Annotated in this window: 21 protein-coding genes; 15 read left to right on the plus strand and 6 right to left on the minus strand. The window is 54.5% G+C overall.

The genetic code is table 11. The features are described 5' to 3' along the window. Positions 1-118: 118 nt before the first annotated feature. The 6 genes from PKC81_RS12090 to PKC81_RS12115 form a co-directional block, all read right to left on the minus strand. The gene (locus tag PKC81_RS12090) at positions 119-3,649 is read right to left on the minus strand and encodes an error-prone DNA polymerase (RefSeq protein WP_324336425.1); all 3,531 of its coding nucleotides are present in this window, start codon (positions 3,647-3,649) and stop codon (positions 119-121) included. Then, complete coding sequence (locus tag PKC81_RS12095; RefSeq protein ID WP_324336426.1) at positions 3,646-5,220, minus strand: DNA polymerase Y family protein; 1,575 nt, start codon at positions 5,218-5,220, stop codon at positions 3,646-3,648. Before PKC81_RS12095 ends, PKC81_RS12090 begins: the two co-directional genes overlap by 4 nt. After that, positions 5,102-5,854 (minus strand): hypothetical protein, encoded by a 753-nt coding sequence (locus PKC81_RS12100; RefSeq protein WP_324336428.1) that lies wholly within the window; start codon positions 5,852-5,854, stop codon positions 5,102-5,104. The genes PKC81_RS12095 and PKC81_RS12100 overlap by 119 nt, the downstream gene beginning before the upstream one ends. 185 nt (positions 5,855-6,039) lie before the next feature. Next, on the minus strand, positions 6,040-7,059 hold the full coding sequence (locus PKC81_RS12105) for a GDP-mannose 4,6-dehydratase (RefSeq protein WP_324336429.1): 1,020 nt from the start codon (positions 7,057-7,059) through the stop codon (positions 6,040-6,042). Next, a complete protein-coding gene (locus PKC81_RS12110) occupies positions 7,059-8,291 on the minus strand; it encodes a hypothetical protein (protein WP_324336431.1) in 1,233 nt (410 codons plus the stop codon). Before PKC81_RS12110 ends, PKC81_RS12105 begins: the two co-directional genes overlap by 1 nt. Continuing rightward, positions 8,288-9,748: an O-antigen ligase family protein gene (locus tag PKC81_RS12115; RefSeq protein ID WP_324336434.1), complete on the minus strand. Its 1,461-nt coding sequence runs from the start codon at positions 9,746-9,748 to the stop codon at positions 8,288-8,290. Before PKC81_RS12115 ends, PKC81_RS12110 begins: the two co-directional genes overlap by 4 nt. A 245-nt stretch (positions 9,749-9,993) precedes the next feature. On the opposite strand from PKC81_RS12115, the gene PKC81_RS12120 reads away from it, so the two are divergent. The 15 genes from PKC81_RS12120 to PKC81_RS12190 form a co-directional block, all read left to right on the plus strand. Continuing rightward, positions 9,994-12,159 (plus strand): polysaccharide biosynthesis tyrosine autokinase, encoded by a 2,166-nt coding sequence (locus PKC81_RS12120; RefSeq protein WP_324336436.1) that lies wholly within the window; start codon positions 9,994-9,996, stop codon positions 12,157-12,159. A gap of 70 nt (positions 12,160-12,229) precedes the next feature. Beyond that, on the plus strand, positions 12,230-14,116 hold the full coding sequence (locus PKC81_RS12125) for a nucleoside-diphosphate sugar epimerase/dehydratase (RefSeq protein ID WP_324336438.1): 1,887 nt from the start codon (positions 12,230-12,232) through the stop codon (positions 14,114-14,116). A 67-nt stretch (positions 14,117-14,183) separates the two neighbouring features. Beyond that, positions 14,184-15,008, plus strand: a complete 825-nt coding sequence (locus PKC81_RS12130; RefSeq protein ID WP_324336464.1) for an aldolase/citrate lyase family protein — start codon at positions 14,184-14,186, stop codon at positions 15,006-15,008. A gap of 68 nt (positions 15,009-15,076) precedes the next feature. Continuing rightward, positions 15,077-15,631 carry a sugar transferase gene (locus PKC81_RS12135; protein ID WP_324336440.1) on the plus strand — a complete coding sequence of 185 codons (555 nt, stop codon included), beginning with the start codon at positions 15,077-15,079 and terminating at the stop codon, positions 15,629-15,631. After that, positions 15,632-16,885 (plus strand): glycosyltransferase, encoded by a 1,254-nt coding sequence (locus PKC81_RS12140; RefSeq protein ID WP_324336442.1) that lies wholly within the window; start codon positions 15,632-15,634, stop codon positions 16,883-16,885. Beyond that, a complete protein-coding gene (locus PKC81_RS12145; protein WP_324336444.1) occupies positions 16,885-18,198 on the plus strand; it encodes an N-acetyl sugar amidotransferase in 1,314 nt (437 codons plus the stop codon). The genes PKC81_RS12140 and PKC81_RS12145 overlap by 1 nt, the downstream gene beginning before the upstream one ends. Positions 18,199-18,204: 6 nt before the next feature. Then, positions 18,205-18,966 (plus strand): imidazole glycerol phosphate synthase cyclase subunit, encoded by a 762-nt coding sequence (locus PKC81_RS12150; RefSeq protein WP_324336446.1) that lies wholly within the window; start codon positions 18,205-18,207, stop codon positions 18,964-18,966. Position 18,967: 1 nt separating this feature from the next. Continuing rightward, entirely contained in the window at positions 18,968-19,612 is a 645-nt protein-coding gene (hisH, locus tag PKC81_RS12155; protein WP_324336448.1) for an imidazole glycerol phosphate synthase subunit HisH, read from the plus strand. Between the two features lie 13 nt (positions 19,613-19,625). Then, entirely contained in the window at positions 19,626-20,642 is a 1,017-nt protein-coding gene (locus PKC81_RS12160; RefSeq protein WP_324336450.1) for a Gfo/Idh/MocA family oxidoreductase, read from the plus strand. After that, complete coding sequence (locus PKC81_RS12165) at positions 20,643-21,374, plus strand: acylneuraminate cytidylyltransferase family protein (protein WP_324336452.1); 732 nt, start codon at positions 20,643-20,645, stop codon at positions 21,372-21,374. Next, positions 21,362-22,156, plus strand: coding sequence for an SDR family oxidoreductase (locus PKC81_RS12170; protein WP_324336454.1), 795 nt, complete (start codon positions 21,362-21,364; stop codon positions 22,154-22,156). The genes PKC81_RS12165 and PKC81_RS12170 overlap by 13 nt, the downstream gene beginning before the upstream one ends. After that, complete coding sequence (gene neuB / locus PKC81_RS12175; RefSeq protein ID WP_324336456.1) at positions 22,146-23,189, plus strand: N-acetylneuraminate synthase; 1,044 nt, start codon at positions 22,146-22,148, stop codon at positions 23,187-23,189. The genes PKC81_RS12170 and neuB overlap by 11 nt, the downstream gene beginning before the upstream one ends. Then, complete coding sequence (neuC, locus tag PKC81_RS12180; protein ID WP_324336459.1) at positions 23,189-24,316, plus strand: UDP-N-acetylglucosamine 2-epimerase; 1,128 nt, start codon at positions 23,189-23,191, stop codon at positions 24,314-24,316. The genes neuB and neuC overlap by 1 nt, the downstream gene beginning before the upstream one ends. Further along, positions 24,306-24,935: a NeuD/PglB/VioB family sugar acetyltransferase gene (locus PKC81_RS12185; protein WP_324336461.1), complete on the plus strand. Its 630-nt coding sequence runs from the start codon at positions 24,306-24,308 to the stop codon at positions 24,933-24,935. The genes neuC and PKC81_RS12185 overlap by 11 nt, the downstream gene beginning before the upstream one ends. 55 nt (positions 24,936-24,990) lie before the next feature. After that, positions 24,991-25,994: aminotransferase class I/II-fold pyridoxal phosphate-dependent enzyme (locus tag PKC81_RS12190; protein WP_324336463.1), on the plus strand; the 1,004-nt coding region annotated here is incomplete at its 3' end.

Below are 25,994 nucleotides of genomic sequence, written 5' to 3' on the forward strand. Positions count from 1 at the left end.
ACCTTGCCAAGGTTGGGGTCGAGGGTTCGAATCCCTTCGCCCGCTCCAGTTTTTCTAAAAATAGTCGATTTTGATCGCGCAGCCTGCAGGCGACGTTGCGATGCTGTTGCCCTGTGACTCAATGAAAATCGCGCGACTTGGGCAATATCCGCACATTGCGCGGATGCCCGGCGCTGCGCCCCGGTGCGCGGGGGGATGATGCGCGCGGAACCTGCGGGCGGGCGACCTCGTCGGCGCGCGCCAGTTGCGGGTCGGCGCGGTGGCTTTCGGAGAGATGGTCTAGTCTTTCGGTGCAATCGATGATGCGGCTGGCCATCAGGTGGACGACATTTTCCTTGCTGCGCTGGATCACGCCCTCGATCCGCATCAGCCGTGATGCCATCACCGCACGGCGTTGCTTCTCCATGTCACGCGCCCAGAGCAGCGCGTTGACCACGCCGGTTTCGTCCTCAATGGTGATAAATACGGCATTGCCCTTGCCCGGCCGCTGGCGGATGAGGACGATGCCGACACAGGCAACTTTGCGCCCGTCGGGTGCAGCGTTGGTATCGGCGCAGCTCAGCACGCCTTCTCGGGTGAAGCGCTCGCGCAGGAACTGCATCGGATGCGCCTTCAGCGACAGCCGCAGCATCTGGTAGTCGGCGACCACCTCTTCCGATAGCGGCATGGTGGGAAGCTGCGCATCGGGCTCCGCCCCCAGTTCCGCTGCATCGGCAAAGGCAAAGAGCGGCAACTGGTCAGCCGGAGTCCGCCGCGCCTCCCACAGCGCATCACGCCGCCCCTTGCCCAAGGAGCCAAAGGCATCGGCATCGGCCAGCTTGCGCAAAGCGGCAGGCGGCAAGGCAGCACGCCGGGCCAGATCCTCAATCGAGCTGAATGGACCGGATAAGCGTGCGGCTTCGATGGCCTCTCCCCAGGCCTGACGGAAGCCGTCGATCTGGCGGAAGCCGATGCGCAGGGCGAAATCCCCTCTCTCCTTCAGGGGAGAGGAGCGAGACTTGGCGGCTTGTCCGCTTAGTCGCAGCGGAGAGGGGCATGACGGCGAAGCAGTCGCCAGACTCCCCCTCTCCCAACCCTCTCCCCTGAAGGGGAGAGGGCTAATAGCCTCAACCCCGTTATCCCACCCGCTCACATTCACATCGACACCGCGCAGCTCGACCCCATGTTCCTGCGCATCGCGCACCAGTTGCGCCGGCGCGTAGAAACCCATGGGTTGTGAATTCAAAAGCGCACAGGTGAAGACTGCCGGATGGTGGCATTTGAGCCAACTCGACACATAGGCCAGCCAGCCAAAAGCCTGCGCATGGCTCTCGGGAAAGCCATATTCGCCAAAGCCCTTAATCTGGCCAAAGCAACGCTCGGCAAAGTCGCGGGTGTAGCCACGCGCGACCATGCCATCGACCAGCATCTCCTCATAGCGATGCATCGTGCCGACATTGCGAAAGGTCGCCATCGCCCGCCTGAGGCCATCGGCCTGCGCAGGGGTGAAATTGGCGGCGACAATGGCAAGCTTCATCGCCTGTTCCTGAAACAGCGGAACCCCTAGCGTCTTTTCGAGGACGTCGCGCAATTCATCCGGATCGTGCGGCGGTGCGGGCGAGGGATAGTCGACCGCTTCCTCCTTGTTGCGGCGACGCAGATAGGGATGCAGCATCCCGCCCTGGATTGGCCCCGGCCGCACGATCGCCACCTGGATGACAAGGTCGTAAAGGCAGGCAGGCTTCATCCGCGGCAACATGTTGATCTGCGCGCGGCTTTCGACCTGAAATGTCCCGATGCTGTCGCCCTTTTGCAGCATGGCGTAAACCTTGGGGCATTCGGTGGGGATGGTGGAGAGGGTGAGGAGATTTTCTCCCCTCCCGCTTGCGGGAGGGGCCGGGGGAGGGCCTGTGAGAGCGCAAGCTCGCTCCGCTCGCCCCTCCCCTAACCCCTCCCGCAAGCGGGAGGGGGATTTATTCAAAATATCAAATGCCTTCCTTATGCAGGTCAGCATCCCGAGCGCGAGCACATCGACCTTCATCAGCCCCAGCGCGTCGATATCGTCCTTGTCCCATTCGATGAAGGTGCGGTCGGGCATCGCCGCATTGTGGATTGGCACCAGTTCGTCCAGCCGCCCTTCGGTGAGCACGAAACCGCCGACATGCTGCGAGAGGTGCCGGGGAAATTCGAGCAGCTGGTCGACCAGATTTTTGAGCCGTGCGATTTCGGGATTGGCGGGATCGAACCCCGCCTCAGTCACCCGCGCCTCTGGCACATCACCGCCCCAGCTGCCCCAGATGGTGCTCGCGAGCCGCGCGGTCACATCCTCGGTCAGCCCCAGTGCTTTCCCTACTTCGCGGATTGTGCTGCGCGGGCGGTAGTGAATCACGGTCGCGGCGATCCCGGCACGCTCGCGGCCATAGCGCGCATAGATATATTGCATCACCTCCTCGCGCCGCTCATGCTCGAAATCGACATCGATATCGGGCGGCTCGTTGCGTTCTTCGGAGAGGAAACGCGTGAAGAGCAGCTTGTTCGCGACCGGATCGACCGGTGTGATGCCCAGCAAATAGCAGACCACCGAATTGGCCGCGCTCCCCCGCCCCTGGCACAGGATAGGCGGGTCAAGGCTGCGGGCATGGCGCACCACATCATGCACTGTGAGGAAATAATAGGCATAGCCCTTGGCGCGGATCAGGCGGAATTCCTCATCGATGGTCTTGCGCCAGAGGACGGGCAAGCCTTCGGGAAAGCGCTGGTTTGCTGCCTCCATCACCATATGCTCAAGCCAATCCTGCGGTTCCCAACCGGGCGGGACCGGCTCGTGCGGATATTCATATTTGAGATCATCGAGCGTGAAGGTGATGCGCGACAGCAAATCCTGCGTTGCGGCTATGGCCTTCGGATATTTGCGGAACAGCCGGGCCATTTCCTCGGGCGATTTCAGGTGCCGCTCGGCATTGGCAAGAAGCCGCCTGCCTGCGCTCTGGATCGTGGTGCCTTCGCGGATGCAGGTGACGATATCGTGGAGTGCTCGCACCTCTGGCGTGGCATAAAGCGCATCGTTGGTGGCGAGCAGCGGGATGCCGGTTGCCGCACTCAACTCGGCCAATTCAGCCAGCCTGCGCGCATCGCTCCCGCTTCGTGGCATGGTGGCGCCGAGCCATAGGTGCGGTGTTTTACTCTTTAGCTGCCAAAGGTATTCTTCTTCGCGCCTTTGCGCCTTTGCGTGAGAATTTTTATCGGACTCACGCGAAGACGCGAAGGTACGAAGAGGGAGTGCGATGAACGCGATCTCATCTGCATGTTCCAGCAGGTCATCAAAATGGAGGATACAATCCCCCTTCACCGCGCGCCGGTTACCCAGCGTGAGCAGCCGGGTCAGCCGCCCCCAACCATGACGGGTCATTGGGTAAGCGACGATATCCGGTGTATCATCGGCAAAGACCAGCCGCGCCCCCACCACCAGCCGGAAATCGGGCATCTGCGCGCGCACCTCACGCCAGGCGACATGCGCGCGGACGACGCCGGCGACACTGTTCCGGTCTGCGATACCGATACCGCTCATCCCCAGCAGCGCCGCACGCCACACCATGTCCGCCGGGTGCGATACCCCGCGCAGAAAGCTGTAATTGCTCGCAGCGACCAGCTCGGCGAAATCCCCGCTCATGCAAACAGCCCATGCATGTACCATTTGGGCTGCGCCTTTTCCTCATACAGGCCGTGGCGGAATAGCCAGTAGCGGCGGCCGCGCGCATCCTCTATGCGGTAATAGTCGCGGGTCAGACCACCGTGTCCGGCCTGCTCACCACCCTTCTTCTTCCACCATTCACCAGCGATCCGCTCGGGCCCTTCATAGAGCCGCACCTCGTGCAATGTGCGTTTCCAGCGGAAGCGGTGCGGCGGGCCGTCGGGAACCTCGGCGACCACCTCGACCGGTTGTGGCGGATCGAAAAGGAAGAGCGGACGCAGCGGCGGCTCACCTGCGCGGGGGGCGGGCCAGCGCACCGGCGCGGGGCAGTGGATGGCGGGTAATGCGAGCTGCGCCTGCTCAGGGATATGGCTGTCCTGCGGCACCAACCGCCGGATAGCCCCCGGGCCGAGCCGCGTGCTTAGCCGGTCGACCAGTTCGGCGAGGCGGCCGTCGACTTTCTCCGTCCCGTCCAGCGCAGGCTGGGTCGCCGCCAGCGGTTCCGCCAGCGGAATGTGGAGCGTCAGCCGGTCATAGCCGAAGCCCGGATCGAGCGGGTCGGCCAGCGACGCGATCCGCTCGTCAAACAGCCGCAGCACCAGCGCGGCATCGCGCGTCGGCGCGCCGGTTTCGATTGCGAGCTGCCGTTTCGCACCATCGCTGCGATCCAGCGCCAGCCGGAAACGCCGCCCGCCCAGCCCGCGTTCCTCCAGCACCAGCGCACCCTCCGCCAGCAATTCGGTAAAGGCCGCTGCCACCGCGCGCTCATGCGCAACTGGCTCGGCAAAGCGGCGCTCGAACCGCAAGGGGGCTTGATGGCGCAGCGGCGTGCCGGGGCGATGCTCCTCCCCCAACAGCCGTTCTAGCGCACGCACCGCCTCTATCCCGAAGCGCGCCGCCAGCGCAGCCCTTGGCCGTGCGGCAACTGCCCCAACGCTTTTCAGCCCCGCCCGTACCAGCCCCAGCGTCGCTTCGTCATCAAGGCCTAACGCTGCAACCGGCAGCGTGCGGATGGCCTTGGCCTCTTCCATCACTGGCAACCGGGCATAGCGGGCAAGTGCCAGCGCGGCCTCTGCCGTCACGGCGCAGGCGATGCGCGCCGTCATCCCGCGTTGCTCGACATGATCAGAGACCGCCTCGATCAGCCCCGCCTCATCGCCAAACAGATGCTCGCAGCCTGCAATATCGATGGCGATGGCATCGGGAGGGTGCGCCACGACATGCGGGGAGAAACGGGTGCAGGAGCGCGCCAGCAGCTCCAACCAGTGCCGGTCCGCCGCCGCATCCGCCTCGACCGCGATCAGGCCGGGGACGCGCACCCGCGCATCGGCAAGCGCCATCCCCGGTGCCAGCCCCAATGCTTGCCCAGCCGCATCCACCGCCGCCAGCCGCAGCGCATTTTTCTGTTTGGCGACAAAGACCAGTGCCGCGTCAGGCGGCGCGCTGGCCGAAACGCACCGGTCCGGCTCCTGCTGCCGCAGGCGATCCGCAGGCAGGAACGGGAACCAGAGCGCCAGCTGCCGCCGCTTCGGTAAAGATGCGTCGGTCACGGTCCCACTCCAATTGCCAGCTGAGGCCTGACGGGCCCGAACGCTGGCGTAACAATTCGATGTCGAAAACAGGCGCACCCGGCGCATTGGCCGGAAGCGCGCGTGAAGGCGCCGCCGCCACCCGCCAACGCGTTTCGGCGGCGCTCGGCACTGGCTCCGCTCCGCTGCACAACAGGAAGAGCGTCGTCCCCGATTTTTCGGCAGCCAGCGCGAGACGGCGGCTGGCGGTCAGGTCAAGCTCGGGCAGGCTCCCCTGCGTTTCGATAACGACCGTGCCCAGTGCCCCACTGCGCAGGCCATCGACCGCGGCCTTGAGCAGCTCTTTCGTGTCAGCAATCATCGCGAACAGGCAGTCCTCGGGGCGCGCACCCAGATCGCAACAACCATCGGCCTGCATCACGCCCGCCTGCCGCACCGCGCGGCGCGAGCGCAACCAGAGCACGGTGCGATCCTCACCGTCAGCCATTGCCGTAAGCAGCGCAAGCGCAAAACCGGTCGCCGCCGCTGCATCCTCGTCCTGCGCGGCATACAGTTCATGCACCCGCCCATAAGCCAGACCCCCCGCCAGCGCGGTATCGAGCGACGTCACCCCGCTGGCCCAGCGCCGCAACGTCGGCTGCGAGCATAGCGGCATATGGTGCGCTCCAACCCGCAACAGGCCCTTTTCGCCCCGGAGGGCGGGCAGCAAAGAATCACCGACTCGCATTTGTTCGCATTATGTTCCAATTTGACCAAGGGTCAAGCGAAGGGCATTGAACTATCGAAATGACGGGCGGTGAATATTGAAAGGTCTGGAGAAGTTTCGAACAGACGAAAACTTCAACACTCGTAATAGTCGCGATACCACCGTACAAAACGTGCCACACCCTCCCGGAAGGGTGTTTGCGGGCGGTAACCGGTCAGGGTCTGCAAGAGCGAGGCATCCGCCCAGGTCGCGGGAACGTCACCCTGCTGCATGGGCATATGATTGCGGATGGCTTTCTTGCCGATTTCAGCCTCAATGGCGTCGACAAAGTCCATCAGGCGCACCTTCTCCGAATTGCCGATATTGACGGCACGGAAAGGCGCAGCAGGACTGAGGCTATCGCCGGGCGATATATCTTCCGGCTTTTCCGGCCGCTGCGGGGCGGCGTCGATTAACCCTGCAATCCCGCGAACAAGATCTTCGACATAGGTAAAGTCACGCCACATGTCGCCATTGTTGTAGATATCGATGGGGGTGCCGTTGATGATGCCCTTGGTGAACTTGAACAGCGCCATATCAGGTCGACCCCAAGGTCCGTAAACCGTGAAGAAGCGGAACACGGTGATCGGGAGATTATAGATGTGCGCATAGCTGTGCCCCATCGCCTCATTCGCCAATTTGGAGGCAGCGTAGAAAGTGAGCGGCGTTGCCACCCGCTCCGTCTCAGTGAAGGGCATATGTGTATTCGCGCCATAGACGCTTGAAGTGGATGCCATCAGGAGATGCTGCACGCCCGACACCCGAGCAGCCTCCATAACATTGAAAGTGCCGACGATATTGGCGTCCAGATAGGCCCGCGGATTGTCGATACTGTAGCGAACACCGGCTTGCGCCGCGAGGTGAACGATAACGTCCGGCTTGAAAGACGAGATGGCAGTTTGAAGTCGCTCCTGATCCTCCAGCATCGCCTCGGTCGCACTGAACCCCTCATGCTGGTTAAGCATCGCATGACGGCGCTCTTTCAGGCGGACGTCATAATAGTCAGTCATGCCATCATAGCCGCCGACGACATGCCCCTGCGCGATCAGGAGTTCGGCCAGATGGTAGCCAATGAAGCCAGCCGTACCAGTGATGAATATGCGTTTGCTGTCCATTAGCTTGCCGGAGCAACGGAAACAGAAGCAACGGTTGCTTCGAGGCCCATCTGCCCTTTGCCGCCGGAGGCCACAATGTCGAGGAATTGTACCGGACAATTTGCCGGCACCGACAATTCAGCTCGCAGCAAGGCGTTGATGCTGTCAATTGTCCAAACCGGTGTGCCGCCTATAGCTGGGCAGCGCAATTGCCAGCGCAGGAAACCGCCATCGCCGCGATCAAGATTGGCGAGACGCGCAGAAAACAGATAATTGCCTGGCGCAAGGTACAGAAGTTTCGTCGCCACCGGCCGAGTCGTAGCCGAATTGGCAAAGAGCGAGAGCATGGTCCGACGATCGCCGGCACCCCCAGTGAAACCACCTCCAGCATTTGGGTCTTCAACCAGCTGCCAGCCCATAGGCCCAAAGCGCGAATCACGATCACTAGCGTCAAATGAGGCGCTTGTGACACGCGCCGGTTTGTTGCCAGGCAATTTCAGGAACAGCCTGCGCGCGTCTTCATAATAATTTTCGGCAACGAGCCTTGTCAGCAGAGCTGTTCCCCGCTCTCGGGCGTTGGCAACATCCGTTAGCCCACCGGTTTCTACAATCAAATCCACCAGTGCCGGAAGATTGTTACTGTTACCGCTGGCAAAAACTAAAAATCCGTACATCCAGCTCGAATCGTCGCGGAAATAGGGTTTGAGAGCAGTTCGAATTTCTTTGTCTTCGATGGCTTTGAGTAACCTCGGGTAGAGTATCGTTTGGGTCTCGGGCTTCGTGCGAAGCGCAATATCATAATGTTTCAACGTTTTCTCGACATCTCCGGATCGCGCAGACGCTTCGATAAGCCAAAGTTGAGCCCCAGGTTCGCGGCGGGAAAGATGGGCAGCCTTCCTGACATATCGCTCTGCACGGGCGGAATCGCCACGCGCGTCGTAAAAATAGCCTAACAGGCGCAAAGCTTTGGGATTGAATGCTTGGCTGTGTAATGCATCCAGCGCGAGTCTGCGAACAGTTTCGGGAGGGTTTTGCGGTTTCGCGAAAAAGAGTTGGTCGGCCTTAGCCGCAAGAGCGGCACTCTCATCTGGAACAAATCGCAATGCGACATCGGGATTTTTTAAACGGGTAATGCCTGACACCGCCAGTGCAAATGCGCCATAGGTCAAAAATGGAGTTATTCCCAGGACAAGAAACGCACGTCTAATGCCGATGCCTGAAAATTTTGAACGAATGGAGTTGGATTTGATCACAGGACTCCTCCCCCACGCCCTCGGTTAATCATAGACGAACTCGTGACCTGGGTAGGTGACATCGTAAACCAAAGGGCGAGCACGGTAAAAACACACATCAATGTTGGTGTCCGCAACGGATAGTCAAAAATACTCGCTATTCCGATAATACCAATTGCAATACCTGCCATTCGGCCAAAAACCGTTGCCCGTGCACGGTTGTTGCTTTGCCTCCATAGCTTAAATGTACGCCAACAATATGCCACCAATGCCAGTGCTAGAGCGATCACGCCAGCCAATCCAAATGTAACAGCGATTTCCACCCAGTCGTTGTGCGCTCGGTTAAGATAAGTCGAGTCCAACATGGCATCAGGTTCAGCAAGTAGGTAAGCCTCTACAAAAGAGCCGGAGCCGGAACCCCAAGGGAAGTACTTCCAGAAAAGTTCCAACGACACTTGCCAAAAACCGGTCCGTCCCTCCTCTGCGAAGCTTTTGGAGATTAGCCGTTCCACAGCAGTTGCTCGGGACAAAAAGAAAGTCAGCATACCAAGGCCGGTAACGCCGCCAATGACAAGCAATGAGATTAATAACCCGTTTTTCTTGAACGCAGCTTTGCGCCCACCTGGTTGAGGCTTCGCGGTGGCGTAAATCAAAGCTGATGCAGCCATGGCAATCACAGAGTTCATCAGTCCCGCGCGCGAACCGGTAACCAACACCAAAGGAACCAGAACGACGCCAATAACCGCTGCTGTAATTCTGCGGCGATATTGAGCGTCAGCAGAGCCTTGGGCCGTTACCGCCAATACGGTCAGCATAGGAAAAAGGCAGGCAAGCAGTGTCGCTGCATGGTTGCGATTGGCGAACAGTCCAACCGCAGCGCCAAAGTTTGTAATTCTGTAGAAGTACAGCGGGCCGTCGACGCTTCCAATGACCTGCAGCAAGCCTAAAAACCCCGAAAAAGACGCAAGCCCTATTATCAGCGGCAACAAACGATAAGTGTCCTCCCGACTGAGTTGGATTCCGAAAAGTAGTGTCGCCAAGGGTGCACACAATGAAGCAATAGCGTGCCAGCCGTTCATTGGCGCCAGCGTTAGCGGCCGCCACGCATCGTTGATTGCTACCAGCTTATCGATTTCAACGATCTCATTCCTGCCAGATAAAGACTGCCAAAAGATCGGCGGAAGCGGGATCACATGAAGAATCGCCAGCAATACAATAGCGCCGAAACCAATTATTAAGGTGCCGTGCTGAACAAAATGGGCTTTACGAACCGTCAGACAAGCGATGGCACAAGCAATCACCGACGCGGGCCGTAATATCGCCAAAGATGAGATATCCGTCCGCGATCCACCACCAGTCAGAAACACCAGAACCAGAAACGCTGCGAGCAGCCAAAACTGGAGCGAAGGCGCACCTTCTTTTTGTCCAAAGCGAGGCAATGTGAACCTATCATCAAAAGGAATCTTAAGGACATGCACCTAGGTTTGTGGAGGATTATTTGCAAGTCTGCCTAAGTTGGCCTGAAAGACATCAGTCTACCAGGATTTGACATAAAAAGAGTGGAACTCGCCGGTGCTTTGGGCTAGCTGCCAGCGCATCATCATATCCTGTTGAAGGCAATCAGAGAGCCTGCGCCGACTTTGCAACACAGTATTCTGGGACTAGGATTTTAATGCTACGAACACTCCCGCCCGCGTCGGGTCCGGCAAATTTTCCGGCAGACATGTCCGCTAGCCAAGGTGATGCGCAATCCAGCATCGCACCGCCAATCTTGCTGCAATATTGGCAGGTGGTGCTGCGTTGGAAATGGGTGATTGCCGGAATTATTGCGGCAGCGCTGGCTTTAGGCCTAGTCTTAACGCTTCTTGCAACGCCACAATATACAGCGACCTCCCGGATAGAAATAAGTCGTGAGCAAAAAAAGGTCACCAATGTAGAGGCGCTTGAATCTCAGGATGCCAGCCAAGATCTGGAATTTTACCAGACGCAATACTCGTTGCTGCAAGCAAAATCCCTGGCGGAACGAGTGGCACGCCAGCTGAGGCTGGCTACCAGCGATGCATTCTTTGAAGCCCATGGTGTGAATCCTGACGACGGCGCGCTCTTTGCATCTAATTCTGGGCAACCGCTCAGTTCGGCTGAAAGGCTCAAGCGGGAGAAACTGGCGATTGAGCTTCTGGGCGATAATATCTCAATTACGCCGATACGTGGATCTGCGCTTGTTGATATTAGTTACACGAGCGCATCGGCGGCTTTGTCAGCACAAATAGCGAACAGTTGGACGGAGCAGTTTATCCTGCAGAGTATGGATCGACGCTTTGCATCTACCGCCGATGCCCGTAAATTCCTTGAAGGAAGGCTGGCCGACCTTAGAGCACGCTTGGAAACTTCAGAGCGTGAACTCGTAAACTATGCGGAAAACAAAGGCATTGTTGCGCTCGGCAAGAGTAAAAGCATGGACGGCCGCACTGCGGTAGAGCGGACCTTGGTTTCCAGCGACTTGGAAGCATTGAATTCAGCGCTAGCTGAAGCAACCGCAGATCGCATCGCTGCGGAAAGCAAGGCCACAGCGCGAAGTGGCGGGGCCAATATAGAGGCGTTGAATAATGCGGCGATTACCCAGCTCAGGCAAAAGAGAGCTGAGGTGTCATCTGAATACGCCAAGTTAATGGTGCAGTTTGAACCAGAATATCCAGCAGCCAAAGCCTTGGCCGAGCAAGTACGCGCGCTCGATGCCAGTATTGCAAGAGAAGAAGCGCGGGTACTTTCCAGTCGCTCTTCCCAATATAGAGAATCGCAGCGACGTGAAGTCGAGCTAAAGGCTCAGGTTGAAGAACTTAAAGACAAGATGAATCGCCAGCAACGCGATAGCATCCAATATAACATCTATCAGCGCGAAGCGGATACGAACCGCGAATTGTATGACGGGCTTTTGCAAAGATACAAAGAGATCGGTGTAGCCGGAGTTGGCGCTAACAACATTGCGATTGTGGATACAGCAAAGATTTCTGACGATCCTTCCTCCCCGATCTTGCCTTTGAATCTCGCGCTTGCACTGTTGGCGGGGATTGGATTGGCTGCGGTTGCAACATTCGCGCTGGACCAAATCGATGAAGGTTTACGTGATCCGACGCAAGTCAATCGGTTGCTGCAGGTGCCTTTGCTTGGCAGCGTACCCGATGTCGAAGAACAGAGTGCGCTAGATTTATTGCGCGATCCGAAATCGGCACTTTCAGAGGCCTATCTCAGTATTCGATCCAACTTGGCATTCTCGACGGACCACGGTGTCCCGCGGACACTGATGGTTACAAGTACACGGCCGGCCGAAGGCAAAAGTACGTCGAGTTTGGCAATCGCTACTGTCCTCGGTCGGACCGGCAAAAAGGTATTGCTGATAGACGCAGACATGCGATCACCGTCGATGCACCAGTTCACCGGTCAAATGAACAAAATGGGATTGAGCAATTTCCTCGCGGGTGAAAATGATTGGAAGCAGCTCATTGTCCTCACGGAATCAAAAGGTTTGCATTTGATGCCTGCTGGTCCGACGCCGCCCAGCGCTGCAGAGCTGCTAAGCAGTGATCGAATGTTGCTACTTGTGAGACAAACGCTTGAGCTGTTTGACCATGTTGTAATCGACTCTCCGCCAATTTTAGGGCTTGCTGATGCCCCGCTGTTGGCGCGTGCGGTGGAAGGTTGCGTATTTGTCGCGGAAGCCGAAGGTGTGGCTATACGCGGCATCAAGGCTTCGCTTGGACGATTGCAATCGGTGCATGCACAAATTTTCGGAGTAGTCCTGACCAAGCTCCGTAACAAGCAAGCCGGCTACGGATATGGATATGGATATGGATATGGATATGGCGCATCACAGAATAGTGACGATGTCTGATATCTGCATGAGATTATCGAATGTCGAGCTTATCGCTGTTCAATCGGCGACAGGGGAACAATAGTTAGCCATGCCGACCGCGATAGTCGATAAATTACCTCGTTCAGCAAAGCGGGGAATAGCCCTTGCGGTTGATGTGATACTTTGTCTGCTTACCGTACAACTGGCGTACTGGCTTCGACTATCCGAATGGATCGTTCCGACGGGCAATCAATGGGCATCATATGCCTTGGCTCCTGTCTTGGCGATCCCAATTCTTTCACTATGGGGATTGTATAGCGATATTTTCCGCTCAGCCGGGTGGGCAACCTTAAGCAATCTTGCAAAGGGCACCTTATGCTACCTTCTTATTTACGCTTCGATTTTCACGGCTTTTGGAATTGATGGCATTCCACGTACGATCGGCGTCATTCAACCAATTTTACTTTTGATGGCGATTGGCGGAAGCCGGGCCGCAGCTAGGGCACTTTTAAGCGGCTACCACTCAGGTCGAATAAGCAAGCCCCATAGACGCGCCGTAATATTTGGTGCAGGCGCCGCTGGTCGCCAACTGGAGGCGGCCTTATCCCGAGCACACGAAATGGACGTAGTTGCGTTTGTTGACGACAATCGCTCTCTACAAGGCAGTAAATTGCACGGCAAAGTCATCCACGATGCGTCAAGTCTGGTCGACGTGCTGAAGAAATACGACGCAACAGATTTCCTGTTAGCTATACCTTCGGCCAGTCGCCAGCGACGGAAGGAAATTGTCGAAAGCCTAGAAGGGTATCCTGTCAAAATCAGTACGATCCCAAGTTTTATCGACATCGCCAGCGGTCGGGTGAAAGTCAGTGAACTCCGCGAACTGCAAATAGAAGAACTTCTCGGGCGCGACATCGTACAGTCGGATCCTGACTTGATGTCACGGAATATTGAAGGCAAAGTTGTGCTCGTCACAGGCGCTGGTGGCTCAATCGGCAGCGAGCTGTGCCGCCAAATAGCGCGTTTGGCGCCATCAAAGCTGGTTCTGGTCGAACTTTCTGAATATAATCTATACGCAATTCATCAGGAACTGGAAAACTATTTCAAAGACGAACTTGAAATAGTTCCACTACTCGGCTCGGTTTTAAACAAGGCTCGAATGGAACAAATTGTAGCGCGCTGGAAGCCTGATACTATTTATCATGCTGCGGCCTACAAACACGTCCCACTGGTCGAATTTAACATGACCGAAGGCGTTTTGAACAATGTACTCGGCACCATGAACATGGCGCTTATCGCAGAACGCTTCAATGTCGGAAATTTTATTCTAATTTCAACTGACAAAGCGGTACGTCCAACCAACATAATGGGCGCCACTAAGCGTCTAGCCGAACAAGTTTTACAGGCGCGAGCCGCAGAAAATTCGGCTACCTGCTTTGCTATGGTGCGCTTTGGTAATGTCTTGGGCTCATCGGGGTCGGTGGTGCCGCTGTTTCGAAACCAGATCCAGAATGGCGGGCCAATTACTATAACTCACAAAGACATTACCCGTTACTTCATGACCATCCCTGAAGCTTCGCAATTGGTTATACAAGCGGCGGCAATGGCGCGTGGCGGTGAAGTATTCGTTCTCGATATGGGGGAACCAGTGCGGATAATCGATGTCGCACGGCGCATGATAATACTTATGGGCCTTACCGAGCGTAACGCCGAACAGCCCGATGGCGACGTAGAGATCAAAGTCGTCGGATTGCGGCCCGGTGAGAAGCTCTATGAAGAACTTCTAATTGGCGACAATCCCGAGCCAACCCAGCATCAACTGATAATGAAGGCACGTGAGCAATTTATCCCATGGACAGAACTGTCGGAATTGATTGCAAAAGCGGTATCAGCCGCAGAGATCGGTGACGAACAATATTTGTCGCAATTGATTAGAAAGCTCGTCCCCGAATACAATCCCGCAGTCACCGAATCGATGGATCAGGCAGTTGGCTGATACTATTTTGTCGCGCATCTAAACGCCCGAAAATTCCAGCTTAACGGAGCAGCCGTTGCACTTCATCTTGATTACAAACCAGCCTCGCGTAGCGCGATTTGCATGCGAAAGAGGCGTTGACTGGATAATGGTCGACCTTGAAACACTTGGAAAATCGGAACGCCAGGGTCATTTGGATACGGTGATGAACACGCATACTATCGCCGATGTTCAAAACGTTCGGACCAGTGTCCCAAAGGGCCGACTGTTGGTCCGTACCAACCCGCTGCACGAAAACTCCCTCAGTGAAATCGACGCATTGATCGATGCCGGGGCGGATATATTGATGTTACCTTGGTTCCACAGCGTATCCGAAGTTCGGAAATATGCAAAAATTGTCAACGGCAGAGCTAGGATACATCTTTTGGTCGAAACCAAGGGGGCGAAGCAAAATTTACTCGATTGCTGTAAGGTCGATGGCATCGAACGTGTACACATCGGGTTAAACGACCTGAGCTTAGAACTCAATCGCCGCTTCATGTTCGAATTACTAATCGATGGAACAGTGGAGGAAATGGTCGAAGATCTAAGAAAGGTAGGCATGCCATTTGGGATAGGTGGCGTAGCAAGGGTCGGCGAAGGCCTTCTGCCCGCAGAGAGGATCTTGGTCGAACATGCAAGATTGGGTTCAGACGCAGCAATCCTATCTCGCACTTTCCATCGAGGGGCAGCCAGCCCGGAAGAAATCGAACAAACCATGGATTTTGTTACTGAGGTTTCGCAGCTTCGCGATGTATACTTATCTGCTAAGCAGTTGAAATATCAAGAGTATCGAAAAAATCTAGCGGCTGTAAGATCAGCAGTTGCAGAAATCCGCGCGATGCTGCCGGACCGGGGCCCACGATCGATCTAAGGAACCAGTTATTGCGGTCTGCCGACGGCAATCCAAACTGGGAAATGCGAACCAGAAGGATAAGTGCATTGAAGCGGTTGTTCGATATTATGGTGGCAACAGTACTTTTGGTGCTCACACTGCCTATCATGTTGGGGGTCGCAGCCGCGATTCTGGCAACCGACGGCAGTCCAGTTTTCTTCAGGCAAAATAGAATGGGGATGCATGGTATCCCGTTCAAGCTATTCAAGTTTAGATCGATGATTGTGACAGCCCCAAATGTTGGCAGCTATGCGACGAGCGACGGCGATCCGCGAATAACGAGGATCGGGAAAATTATAAGGCGGACCAGCCTCGATGAGTTGCCACAGCTTATAAATGTCATCCGCGGTGAAATGAGCATCGTGGGACCACGCCCTGATGTCGAGGCTCAGGTGTCGGGCTACCGGCCCGAACACTGGAAACTTCGCTGTTCGGTTAGGCCGGGGATTACTGGATTGGCGCAGTCCCGGCTTCGCTCAAATGCAACTCCAGAACAGCGGCTGGATCTTGATCTTGAATATGCTCGAGAGCCCAGCTTACTGAGAGATTTGGAAATAATCTTTGCCACGGCAATCGGCCTGTTTGGAAAGGGCGTAAACTGAATGCACGCGGGCAAGCCACATGCTTTCCTGGCGGCATATGGCGGCGGTCATATTTCGATGATTCTGCCAATCTGCCAAGCTCTGCGAGAGCGCGGATGGAAGGTTACACTGCTTGCATTGACAACTGCGTCTGCAATAGCTGAGCAGGCAGGGGAGCCTTATATCGGCTACAAGGATCTTATGCATCTTGCAGCTCCAAACGCACAGGCTTTTGGCAATCAACTTTGCCCTGACCTTGATGACAATGGCCCTGTCAGCAGAGAAGAAACGCTCGCCTATCATGGTGCAAACTTCGCAGAGTTGGTAGAAGTAAGCGACTTGGAATCTGCATGGCGACAGTGGGAAGAAAGTGCCCGTCAAGCATTTCTGCCGATAAATTTCATGCGGCGGGTTCTGACTGAGTATAAGCCAGATGTAGTCATTGCAACCAATAGCCCACGTACGGAACGCGCCACTATCACGGCTGCCAAGCAGCTTGGCATTCCCTCTCTTTGCATGGTCGACATGTTTGCGCTGCAAGAAATTAAGTGGATTGGTGAACCAGCATATGCGGATCGAGTGACTGTACTGAACGAGGCAGTACGCCAGATGTTCATCGCCTATGGACGCGACCCCGACGACGTTGTCGTAACCGGCAATCCGGCGTTTGATGTAATAAACATACCTTCGACGATTGCCGCAGGCCGCGCGTTGCGCAAAGCCCGCAAATGGGATGATGGGCGCCTGACGATTTTGTGGGCATCGACAGTGGAGCCGCAACGACATCCCTTTACCGGAGAGCCTGGTGACCCCGAATTACCTCGACGCGTGGAAAGAAAGCTTCGCGAAATTGTAACGCAAGACCAAAATTTGCGATTGGTGCTTAGATATCATCCAAGTGAAAATGTTACGTTTGTGCCCGAACAGAATATAGAGTTTAGTCCTACAACCGAACCACTGCATTCCCTGCTTCATGCAGTCGACCTGGTTGTGGTCACTGCCTCAACAGTTGGACTTGAAGCGTGGCTGGCGAAGCGCCCTGTTCTGTCAATTGACGGCTCGATTTTCACCGCAGATGCGCCATTTGCAAAAATGGGTATTGCTCAGCGAGTGACATCAATCGAGAAACTTGCAGATTTGTTGCAAGACTTGGCTGGCAAGCAGATTGCTTTTCCACTATCGGGCCAATTGTCGCCACCTTCTCTTTTGGCCACTGCGAAAGATGCAGTTGTCATGGAAATCGAAAAAGTCTTGAGATTACAGCGGAGTGTTTAATGCAAAAGATTCCCTATCCTGCGAACATAGATAAAGCTGCATTCGCGCCAGATAACCAGAATCCATCGACAAAATACGGCCTCCCCCAAGAAGTGGTGTTTTGCAAAAAATGTGTGATTTCAAATCAGCGTCCCAATTCTGCTGTCGAATATAGCCACACCAAGGACAGCAAGAAGGCGACGATCTATTTCGATGCTGAAGGCATATGCGACGCATGCCGTTTTGCGGAAAAAAAGCATCAAACGATCGATTGGGAAGAACGTGAGCGCCAGTTGATGGATTTATGCGATCGCCATCGCAGCAAAGATGGCCAGTATGATTGCATCGTACCCGGTTCGGGCGGCAAAGACAGTTTTTACGCGTCCCATATCTTGCGAACCAAATATCGTATGAACCCGCTTACTGTTACTTGGGCACCGCATGTTTACACGGAATGGGGATGGAAGAATTTTCAAGCATGGATCCATGCTGGGCATGACAATTTGCTCACAACGCCTAATGGCAGAGTGCACAGACTGCTGACAAGATTGGCGGTCGACAACCTTTTTCACCCTTTCCAAGCCTTTATGTTCGGGCAGAAATCGCTCGCGCCCAAAATGGCCCTGCTCCACAAAATACCGCTTGTGTTCTTCGGCGAAAACGAAGCTGAATACGGCAATCCGATCGGTGATACCGAGACTGCGAAGCGCGATTGGTCTTATTTCACGTCTGAAGACCAGTCGAAAGTCAGCCTAGGTGGTGTTTCGGTACCTGACCTTAAGGAGCACTTCGGCATCGTCCAGCAAGACCTTTTGCCATATCTGCCGGCTGATCCCAACCAAATCGAAGAGCAAAAAGTCGAAGTCCACTATTTAGGATACTATTTGAAATGGCATCCACAAGCCTGTTATTATTATGCGGTGGAGCATGGTGGCTTTCAAGCATCACCTGAGCGCACGCCCGGAACATATTCAAAGTATAACTCGATCGATGATCGTATTGATGACTTCCATTATTATACGACAGGAGTGAAATTCGGTTTGGGTCGGGCAAGTTATGATGCTGCGCAGGAGATTCGCTCTGGCGATATCACTCGCGACGAGGGCGTGGCATTGGTTAAGCGCTTTGATCACGAATTCCCGGAACGCTTTGCCGACGAAATTTTCCAATATTTGTCGATACCGGAATCCGAGTTTCCTGAAGCGAGTAAAATGTTTGATGAACCGATTTTGGATCGCGAGTATTTCATGAAATTGGCGGAAACTTTCCGTTCCCCCCATCTTTGGGTCTGGGACGGGGAATGGAAATTGCGCCACGCTGTCTGGCACGACTGATTATCCATGAGTAATGTCCGCATTATTCCGAGGCTCGATATCAAAGGGCCGAACCTCATCAAGGGCATCCGCCTTGAAGGGTTGAGAGTTATTGGCGATCCGCACGAATATGCGTTGCGCTACTATGAGGCTGGCGCAGATGAACTGATCTACATGGACATCGTAGCCAGTCTTTATGGCCGGAACAATCTAAGCGACATCATTAGCCGCGCAGCCAATCAGGTATTCATCCCGATTACCGTGGGCGGCGGCATTCGTTCCGTGGACGATGCTAAGCACATTTTACGCTCTGGTGCCGATAAAGTGGCGATCAATACAGCTGCAATCGCCAGGCCGGAATTGATCACCGAAGTCGCTCACCACTTTGGCTCACAGGCCATGGTGCTATCAATCGAAGCAAAAGCGGTGGGTGACGGTAGATGGGAAGTGTATACTGACAATGGTCGCGAACGTACCGGTCGAGATGTGCTGTCTTGGGCGGTAGAAGCGGTATCGCGCGGGGCCGGCGAGATCCTTTTGACGTCAGTTGATCGTGAGGGCACGCGCAAGGGGTTTGAAATAGAACTTATTCGGAAAGTCCGCGACGCCGTATCGGTTCCAGTCATCGCGAGTGGCGGCATGGGAGAATTGCAGGATTTCACCAAGGCAGTTGCAGACGGCGGCGCTGATGCCGTCGCTATGGCGGATATTTTGCACTACAATCGAGGGACGGTAGGTCAAATCCGCGAACACGCCCTCGCCGGCGGATTTGCCGTAAGGAAAGTCTAAAATGGCCGCCAAAGTTACTATTGTCGACTATGGAATGTGCAATCTTCTCAATGTTGCAAGGGCCTTTACCCATGTTGGCGTTGACGTCGATGTGACAGAAAATCCTGCCACCGCCGCGACTGCGGAAAGACTTGTCGTCCCGGGGGTTGGTGCCTTCGAAGACAGTGTGAAGGCCGTCCGCGAAAAAGGATTTGATGACGCCATCAGGCGATTTCAAAGCGGCGGACGTCCGTTTCTCGGGATTTGCGTCGGTATGCAGATGCTCTTCGACGCGAGTGAGGAGTTTGGTGAACATGCAGGGCTTGGTATCCTTGCAGGTAGGGTGAAGGCTGTGCCAGCTTTGAAGACCGATGGCGAAACACAGCGCGTTCCTCATATAGGTTGGAACGGGCTAACTGCTCCTGAGACAGATCGATCATGGAATGGAACATTACTCGAAACCACGCCAGTCAACTCTGCTGTCTATTTTGTGCATTCGTTCGCGGCCGTCCCGAATGATCCTAATGTACGTCTTGCCGACTGCGTTTACGGAGGGCACAGAATTTGTGCTGCGGTCCAGCACGAAAACGTCATGGCCACCCAGTTCCACCCTGAGCGTAGCGGTGAATTAGGCCTGGATGTTCTGCGACGATTTATGCAGATGTGATGCGCAAACGGCAATGGGCGAATATCCTAATCGGTTCTTGATTGTAAGTCTGGGTAGCATTGGGCGACGCCACTTGCGCAATTTGCGTCTGCTCAATCCCGCCGCCACAATTGCGGTATTACGGACGTCTAAAATTCCGGAGCCGCAGTCAGCGGTTGGAGCGGATTTGACTGTCTACACCCTCGAAGACGCGTTAGCCTTCGAACCGCATGCAGCGATTATTGCCAGCCCAGCCTCCATGCATGCCGATATAGCATCTAAGCTAGCAGCCCGTGGCGTTCACATGCTAATTGAAAAACCCCTCGCTGCCGATTTATCTTCGGCCGACACCATTTCCCGGGCGGCAGTTGGCGCGGGAATAATTTGCATGGTTGGGTATAATTTGCGCTTCAAGCAGTCGCTGCTGAAAGTGCACGACTTACTAAATTCCGGAATAGTCGGGTCGGTACTGTCCGTTCGGGCCGAGGTTGGGCAGCATCTTTCTACTTGGCGGCCGGGAACAGATTATCGGAATTCGGTTTCAGCCCAATCCTCGCTGGGCGGAGGGGCCTTGCTCGAGCTGAGCCACGAGATTGACTATTTGCTGTGGATGTTCGGGCTACCGGACAAGGTTCATTGCAATATGGGACGATTTTCAGATCTGGATTTGGATGTCGAAGACTTGGTCAATCTTACAATGGAATATGAATCACCAAAACGAATAATCAATATCCATTTGGATTTCCTGCAGAAACCTGCGACGCGTAAGTGCAAGTTCATCGCGACCAACGGCACAATCGAATGGGATGCGTTGGGTGACCGTGTGATAGTGGCCGGAAGTCCGGAGGTTGTTGAAGCGCAAACGTTTGATTTTTCTCCATCAGATGGAAATCAAACTTATTTGGACGAAGTTCGCCATTTCACAACGTCAATCGCTAATGGCAACGACGTCCAACCAAACGTACAAAATGGCGTCGATGTGATGTTGGTCATTGAAGCAGCTCGACGTTCTGTGGTGTTGGGTGGCACTGTACAAATTGGAAGGCCATAAATGTCTGCAAAACTCGCCCAAGCCTTTATTTTTGCGCGCGGCGGCTCGAAAGGTGTTCCTCGGAAGAATATCAAACCTCTAAATGGAACGCCTCTCATCGCCTATTCTATTGACTGCGCGTTGTCCTGCCCATCGCTTGGACATGTCGTCGTTTCGACTGATGATAATGAGATTGCAGAGGTTTCCAAACTTTACGGCGCTGAAGTGCCATTTATGCGACCAGCGATATTGGCAGGTGATTCAGCGTCGGAGTGGCACGCTTGGCGACATGCTGTTGAGGCAATGGAAAATCTAGGGAGTCCCTTTGAAATTCTCGTAAGCCTACCGACAACTTCTCCATTTCGAGCGGTCGAAGATGTTGAAGCATGTTTAATGGTGCTAGATCAAAATCCTGATGTCGACGTGGTAATAACGGTTCGAAAAGCAGAGCGTAGCCCTTATTTTAATATGGTTCAGGTGTTGCCTGACGGAAATGCTGAAATTGTATGTAAAAGTGGTGAAGCCTTTCAACGGAGGCAGGACGTACCCGAAGTGTTCGACATAACTACCGTGGCATATGCCGTTCGAACAAAACTGATCAAACACGCCAATGGGCTGTTCGAAGGAAAGGTGCGCGCCGTTGAAGTGCCTGCCGAACGGGCACTCGACATTGATACACCCTATGACTTTCTGGTCGCGGAGTTGTTAGCGAAACATATAGACCCGAATGGGAGCCGCAAATGGCAACGTTGAAAGAGTTGCATGACCTCTCTGGCCGAGTAGCAATCATCACTGGGGGTTCGGGTCATCTTGGACGAGCCATGGCATCGGCGCTTATCGAGTTAGAATGTACAGTCTTACTGGTCGATCGCAATCAAGAAAGGCTCAATGAATGCGCGATCCAGTTACGAATGGCCCCGTCCAATTGCTTCGCAGTAGATTTGGAACAAGACAGCGAACGCACCCGACTGGCGAGTGCAATAGCTTCGCGTTTCAAACACATCGACATTCTTATCAACAACGCAGCTTTTGTTGGAGATTCTGGGCTGAGCGGTTGGGCCGCTACTTTTCTGGGACAGAGCGTGGAAACTTGGCGACGCGCATTAGAAGTTAATCTAACAGCGCCGTTTCACTTAATACAATTGCTGCACCCTCTATTAGTACAGTCAGGCAACGCCTCGATAATAAACATTGGTTCAATCTATGGCATGCTCGGCCCCGATTGGTCCCTTTACGAAGGCACGCCAATGGCTAATCCGGCGGCTTATGCTGCCAGCAAAGGTGGCCTGATACAACTTACACGTTGGCTATCGACTAGCCTGGCGCCTGCAATACGCGTAAATTCGATATCCCCAGGGGGTATTGGTCGTGCGCAACCTGATGCATTTGTCGAGAAATACGTTGCCAGAACCCCCCTAAAACGTATGGGTCGCGAAGAAGATTTTCTCGGCATTGTTGCTTATCTTGCGAGCGATGCATCTGCATGGGTCACCGGTCAAAATTTTGCTATCGATGGGGGTTGGAGTGCTTGGTAATTCTCACACCTTCATCATCGCTGAAGTTGGGGTCAATCATAATGGCTCTTTGCAGATGGCACGAGAGCTGATCGATATTGCGGCCGATGTAGGTGCCGATGCCGTTAAGTTTCAAACCTTTGATGCGGCAAAGCTCGTTAGGCCAGGGGCGGAAAAAGCAGAGTATCAGAAGCAGCAAACTGGCGATGGCGACCAGAAAGATATGCTCCAAGCACTGCAACTTTCGGACAGCGAACATGTCGAACTGGCAACCCATTGCGACGCAAAAGGCGTCGAATTCATGTCGACTCCATTTGATCTCGATGCTGCCGATTTTCTGAAGTCAATTGGTGTCAAGCGGATGAAGCTGCCGTCAGGCGACATAGACAATTTTCCAATGCTTAGGAAAATGGCGGCGCTGGATTTGCCGATCATCATGTCAACCGGCATGGCGGACATGGATGAAGTCCGTTCGGCAAAGGACTGTATCGAAGCGGAGTGGGATCGCCTGAACGTGATGCAAGAGCGCAATGACCGCCTTGTCATTTTGCACTGCACCAGCAATTACCCCACGGAACCAGTGAATGTAAATTTGCAGGCGATGGTAACTATGGGGCGCGAATTAGATTGCCCCATTGGATATTCGGACCATAGTTGTGGAACAGCCGTCGCAGTGGGTGCCGTCGCTCTGGGTGCGGTAGTAATTGAAAAGCACATTACGCTAGACAAGGCCTTACCTGGTCCAGACCACGCAGCCTCGCTTGACCCTATTGAATTCAAATCACTGGTCGAACAGATAAGGGCAATCGAGGCAGCAATAGGAAGTGGTGTAAAAGCCCCACGGCCTTCCGAACTGGCGGTTCGCTCGCTCGTTCGCCGCAGCATTTCTGTAGCGCGGAATTTGTCTGCCGGCGCGACTATCCATAAAGACGATCTTATAATGCTGCGGCCTGCCGACGGTATATCACCCGCACATATTGATGAAGTCATCGGCGCCAAAACCAGCCGTGCAATAGAGGCAGGCACATTGCTGTCTTGGGACGATTTTGACTGATGCGCCGAATTCTCTATCTGTCTGGCACGCGCGCAGACTATGGATTGATGCGGCGTACCTTATTCAGCATTTCCCGTCATAGCGAATTGGAACTTGGGATCGTTGTGACAGGGATGCATCTCGATCCCCTTTATGGCGAAACAGTGCAAGAGATTGAAGGCGACGGACTGAGAATCGCGGGTCGTATTGCGACGCATTTTGGGTCTAACGAGAGCTTCATGGCCCGTGCCATCGCTGCCACTATTAACGGGTGCTGTGAGATCCTAGAACGAGAACGGCCCGATATGCTGATGCTGCTTGGCGACCGAGGCGAAATGCTGGCTGGCGCGATTGCCGCACTGCACCTCAATATTCCGATCGTACACATTCACGGTGGCGAACGATCGGGAACGGTTGATGAACCGGTGCGTCACGCAATCAGCAAGCTGGCTCATATCCATTTGACAGCCACCGATGATGCCGCACAGCGGCTGGTCAGGATGGGTGAACGGAGCGATAGCGTCTTCTGCGTCGGAGCGCCGGGGCTGGATGGTTTGGAGAGCGAAGCAATTTTCTCAAAAAAAGAGTTGCTTGAGAAGAGTGGAATAGCAGAAGGCATCCCCATTGCATTGATGATCTTTCACCCCGTTGTTCAAAATGCCAATGACGGCCCTCGGCAAGTTGCAGAGATTATTTCCGCTTTGCGAAAAGGCGGATTTGCAATTGTTGGTTTGCGACCAAATGCTGATTTTGGTGGTGATGCCATTCGCAATTTGCTCGACACTGAATCTGGCTCGCCAGATTTTAAGTTATACACTCATTTCCCGCGCCAGGAATTTATCAGTTGGATGGCAGTCGCCGATGTCATGATTGGAAATTCGAGCGCCGGTATTATCGAAGCTGCCAGTTTTGGTACGCCTGTGATAAATGTCGGAAGCAGGCAAAACCTGCGAGAGCGCAACGCCAATGTGCTTGATTCCGAAGCAGACGAAGTAGCGATTTTATCAGCATTAGATCACATTTTGGAAGTAGGGCGATTCCCGTGTAACAACATTTACGGTGATGGCGATAGCGCCTCCCGCATAACCGATCTATTGGCTAATATCGACCTACCTTCGTCATTACTGGATAAAGCCTGTGCCTACTGAACATGTGCTGATCTTTGGGGCGGGCGGCCATGCAGCCGTAGTAGTCGATGCGCTTGTTGCCCGAAAGTCTACAACAAAGTTGACGATCGTTGACGACAATCCTGAATTGGAAGGTGCAACACTTCTGGGGTTCATGATTCACTCTACATCTTCGATGCTGGACATTCCCGTCACGGGCTTCCACGCGGCAATCGGTGATGGCGTTGTCCGAAAGGCTGTAAGCGCTAGACTCACTGAGAGATTTGGGACACCTGTCACAATTGTTCATCCCGATGCAACAATATCAGAGTTCGCTGAACTGGATTCGGGCTGTTTTGTCGCAGCTAGATCCGTACTGGGGCCTAGGTGCAAAATCGGATCGGCCGTGATCGTCAATCATGCTGCAGTGATCGACCATGATTGCACGATAGGTGATTTCAGCCACATCGCCCCTACCGCAAGTCTCGGCGGGCAAGTCGTTGTAGGTAAGTGCGTGTTGATAGGCGCCGGAGCAAATGTTTTACCCGGATTGAACATTGGCGATGGGGCCACAATTGGTGCCGGAGCTGTAGTGACAAAAGATGTGCCAAAGGAGGCCGTGGTGACCGGTATTCCTGCCGTAATTAGGAAGCAATATTGAGATGGTTGATCCCAAGTCATTGAGCGTTACCAGCCTAGCAACCGTCCGCGAAACTATGGCAGTTATTGATTTAGGCGGACTCGGTCTTGCACTGCTTGTTGATCAAGAGGGTCGACTCGTACGTACGATTACCGATGGAGATCTACGTCGGTTCCTTATGGGCAATGCGTCGCTTAACGATTGCCTTGATACTCTCGACAACCAAAAACCATGGACATTGCCTGTCGGAACCACCCGCCGGAGCGCAGTGGATCTGATGCGCGAAAAGGCGATCAATTGTGTTCCTATTGTCGATGAACAGGGGCGTGTGACAGAGGTCTGGCGCCAATCCGACATCGACATGCCCATCCTGCTGTCGACACCACATATCGGTGATGAGGAACGTACATTTGTTGCAAGTGCTTTTGACACCAATTGGATCGCACCACTGGGGCCCAATGTAGACGCCTTCGAGACCGACTTGGCCAGCAAGGTTGGAATCGGCCATGCGGCTGCCTTGTCGTCTGGAACGGCCGCGATTCATCTCGCACTTATACTGCTTGGTGTTGGATCAGGTGATCAGGTTTTCTGCTCTTCTTTGACATTTGCAGCGAGTGCAAATCCAATAGTCTATCAGGGGGCTGAGCCAGTGTTCATCGATTCTGATGAAAAAAGCTGGAACATGTGCCCCACTGCGCTCGAACGCGCCCTAGCAGTTTCCCGTCGTGAAAACCGTCTGCCGAAAGCCGTCATCGTCGTCAATCTATACGGTCAAAGCGCGGACATGGATGCGATATTGGACCTGTGCAACGCGCATGGAGTGCCGGTGGTCGAAGATGCCGCTGAATCATTGGGCGCAACCTATAAGGGCAAGGCCAGTGGTACATTTGGCCGATTGGGCATTTACTCATTCAATGGCAACAAGATCATAACGACATCAGGTGGCGGGATGTTGGTTTCAGACGATGCCGATTTGATTGCAAGGGCGCGCTTTCTCTCGACACAGGCTCGCGAACCTGCCCCCTGGTATGAGCATAAGGAAATCGGTTTCAACTACAGGATGAGCAATATTTTGGCAGG

Source organism: Sphingorhabdus sp. (assembly GCF_035329025.1).
Classification (GTDB): Bacteria; Pseudomonadota; Alphaproteobacteria; order Sphingomonadales; family Sphingomonadaceae; genus Sphingorhabdus_B.

Excerpts from the sequence above, each read along its gene's own strand:
- PKC81_RS12090 (WP_324336425.1), bottom strand. The coding sequence starts at position 3,649 with ATGAGCGGGGATTTCGCCGAGCTGGTCGCTGCGAGCAATTACAGCTTT.
- PKC81_RS12100 (WP_324336428.1), bottom strand. The coding sequence starts at position 5,854 with ATGCCGCTATGCTCGCAGCCGACGTTGCGGCGCTGGGCCAGCGGGGTG.
- PKC81_RS12105 (WP_324336429.1), bottom strand. The coding sequence starts at position 7,059 with ATGGACAGCAAACGCATATTCATCACTGGTACGGCTGGCTTCATTGGC.
- PKC81_RS12120 (WP_324336436.1), top strand. The coding sequence starts at position 9,994 with ATGTCCGCTAGCCAAGGTGATGCGCAATCCAGCATCGCACCGCCAATC.
- PKC81_RS12125 (WP_324336438.1), top strand. The coding sequence starts at position 12,230 with ATGCCGACCGCGATAGTCGATAAATTACCTCGTTCAGCAAAGCGGGGA.
- PKC81_RS12140 (WP_324336442.1), top strand. The coding sequence starts at position 15,632 with ATGCACGCGGGCAAGCCACATGCTTTCCTGGCGGCATATGGCGGCGGT.
- PKC81_RS12145 (WP_324336444.1), top strand. The coding sequence starts at position 16,885 with ATGCAAAAGATTCCCTATCCTGCGAACATAGATAAAGCTGCATTCGCG.
- PKC81_RS12150 (WP_324336446.1), top strand. The coding sequence starts at position 18,205 with ATGAGTAATGTCCGCATTATTCCGAGGCTCGATATCAAAGGGCCGAAC.
- hisH (WP_324336448.1), top strand. The coding sequence starts at position 18,968 with ATGGCCGCCAAAGTTACTATTGTCGACTATGGAATGTGCAATCTTCTC.
- PKC81_RS12160 (WP_324336450.1), top strand. The coding sequence starts at position 19,626 with ATGGGCGAATATCCTAATCGGTTCTTGATTGTAAGTCTGGGTAGCATT.
- PKC81_RS12165 (WP_324336452.1), top strand. The coding sequence starts at position 20,643 with ATGTCTGCAAAACTCGCCCAAGCCTTTATTTTTGCGCGCGGCGGCTCG.
- PKC81_RS12170 (WP_324336454.1), top strand. The coding sequence starts at position 21,362 with ATGGCAACGTTGAAAGAGTTGCATGACCTCTCTGGCCGAGTAGCAATC.
- neuC (WP_324336459.1), top strand. The coding sequence starts at position 23,189 with ATGCGCCGAATTCTCTATCTGTCTGGCACGCGCGCAGACTATGGATTG.